Origin of the sequence: Mesorhizobium sp. M7D.F.Ca.US.004.01.2.1, from assembly GCF_003997785.1 — a bacterium.
Taxonomy (GTDB): Bacteria; Pseudomonadota; Alphaproteobacteria; order Rhizobiales; family Rhizobiaceae; genus Mesorhizobium; species Mesorhizobium loti.
Genome location: NZ_RZRQ01000584.1, coordinates 1 through 2,196, shown reverse-complemented (window position 1 = coordinate 2,196; position 2,196 = coordinate 1). Strand labels below are relative to the sequence as shown.

General features: G+C 61.1%; 3 protein-coding genes. All 3 read left to right on the top strand.

Annotation, left to right across the window (positions count from 1 at the left end; genetic code table 11):
* Positions 1-11 precede the first annotated feature (11 nt).
* Positions 12-617: an arginase family protein gene (locus tag EN993_RS35045; protein ID WP_281040596.1), complete on the top strand. Its 606-nt coding sequence runs from the start codon at positions 12-14 to the stop codon at positions 615-617.
* A complete protein-coding gene (locus tag EN993_RS35040) occupies positions 614-1,834 on the top strand; it encodes a pyridoxal phosphate-dependent aminotransferase (protein ID WP_127266165.1) in 1,221 nt (406 codons plus the stop codon). Before EN993_RS35045 ends, EN993_RS35040 begins: the two co-directional genes overlap by 4 nt.
* Positions 1,831-2,196, top strand: a 366-nt coding sequence (locus EN993_RS35035) for a GntR family transcriptional regulator (RefSeq protein ID WP_164758030.1), incomplete at its 3' end; no start/stop codon positions are given. The genes EN993_RS35040 and EN993_RS35035, both read left to right, overlap by 4 nt.

Below are 2,196 nucleotides of genomic sequence, written 5' to 3'. Positions count from 1 at the left end.
ATTCAATCACCTTGCCACAACTGCGCGCTGTGGCCAGGAAGCACGGTCCGTTGGCGCTGGTTCATTTCGATTCCCACAGTGACACTTGGGACAGCTATTTTGCAGGCAAACGCTACAGCGCCGGCACGCCTTTCCGTCGCGCCGTCGAGGAGAACATTGTCGATACCGCGCATTCGATCCAGATCGGGTTGCGCGGCTCGCTGTTTTCGTCGACCGATATCAGCCAGTCGGTCGAACTCGGCTATGAGGTGTTGACGACCGACGATGTCTTTACGCTGGGCGCCGAGGGAGTTGCAACGCGCGTGCGTGCGCGCACCGCCGGGCGTCCAGTGTTCCTTACCTTCGACATGGACTTCGTCGACCCGTCTGCGGCACCAGGCGTTCAAACGCCCGAAGTCGGAGGCTTTTCAGCGCATGAGACGCTGACAATCCTGCGCAGGCTCAACGCTATCAATCTGGTCGGGTGCGACGTCGTGGAGACCAATCCGCTTTACGACGGGCCGGGTCAGATCACCGCGCTGCTGGCGGCGACCATCATGGCTGAGCTGCTTGCGCTGCTGGCCGATGAGCGGCGCAACGGCGCACAGACAGCAAAAACAGAGAGGAAGATTGCATGAGTTTGGTGGCGCAACGAATGCGCGGCCTGAAGCCATCGTCTACAATCGCGATGGCTGAGCGGGCGCGCGTGCTGCAGGCGGCGGGCAAACACGTGATTTCGCTGGCGTCTGGCGAACTCGATTTCGACACACCGCGCCACATTGCCGAAGCGGCAGCGCGCGCGATCGAAAACGGTGAGACGCGTTACACCGCCGTTGGCGGCACTCCAGCACTCAAGAACGCGGTCATCGCCAAGTTCCGCGACGAGAACGGTCTTAACTATCGCCCCGACCAGATCATCGTCGCAACAGGTGCCAAGCAGATTATCTTCAATGCGATGCTGGCCAGCCTCGATCCCGGCGACGAGGTCATCGTGGCCGCTCCATATTGGGTGTCTTATCCGGACATGGTTGAACTCGGCGGCGGCGTTGCCATCATTGCGTCAACCAGCGAAGCGAGTGGCTTCAAGCTTACAGCCGGTGGTCTTGCAGCCGCCATCACATCGCGCAGCCGTTGGTTGATCTTGAACTCGCCTTGCAATCCGACGGGCGGCGTCTATTCCGCCGACGAACTGGCGAGCCTTGCAGCGGTGCTGGAGAAGCATCCGAAGATCGGTGTGCTCACGGACGACATCTACGAGCATCTGCGCTTTTCAGATCAGCCGTTCAGCACGATCGCTGCCGTTGCCCCGGCGCTGATGAACCGCACGCTGACGGTCAATGGCGTATCAAAGGCTTTTGCCATGACCGGCTGGCGTATCGGCTATGCGGGCGGCCCGGCCGATCTGATTGACGCGATGACGAAAATCCAATCGCAAAGCACGTCCAACCCGTCTTCCATCGGCCAGGCTGCAGCGCTGGCGGCACTGACCGGCCCGAAGGATTTTTTTGGTGAAGTGGTGACGGTGTTGAGACGACGCCGAGACTTGGTGGTCAATGCGCTGTCGGCCGTGCCCCACCTTTGCTGTGCCAGGCCGGACGGAGCTTTCTACGTCTACGCGGACTGCCGGAGCCTGTTCGGCCTGATGACGCGGTCAGGATCGGTGCTGGAGAATGATTCGGATGTAGCCGGGTTTTTGCTGGACGAGGCGTTGGTTGCTACCGTGCCCGGCTCCTCCTTCGGCTTGTCCGGCTATTTCCGGATCTCATACGCGTCGAGCGATGAAGATCTCGCGCAAGCTTGCCGCCGCATTGCGGCCGCCATCGGGCAGCTGAACGGAGCAAGGAGCGCGTCATGATACGCAACCCTGCGGCCGCCATCCGTCAAATCCCCGATAAGAGCCTCAGCCAGCAGATCTATGATCGGCTTCTGAACATGATGATACAGCGCGAACTTCCGGTCGGCACGGTGTTGCAGGAGCGCAAGCTGGCCGAGGCGCTGGATGTTTCGCGAACGCCGGCACGCGAAGCGCTCTACCGCCTGGAGACCGAGGGCTACATTTCGCGCCGGCCAGGCAATTCGATGATTGTCAGGGAGTTCTCGGCTCGTGAACTGGTCGAGGTGCTGCATGTGCGTACCATGTTGGAGACCGAGGCCGTTGCGCTGGCGATTGGCCGGATTAGCGCCGATGAGCTGGACGCCATCGAAGCAGGTGTGCGC

Coding starts and splice junctions, on each gene's coding strand:
- EN993_RS35040 (WP_127266165.1), top strand. CDS start 614: ATGAGTTTGGTGGCGCAACGAATGCGCGGCCTGAAGCCATCGTCTACA.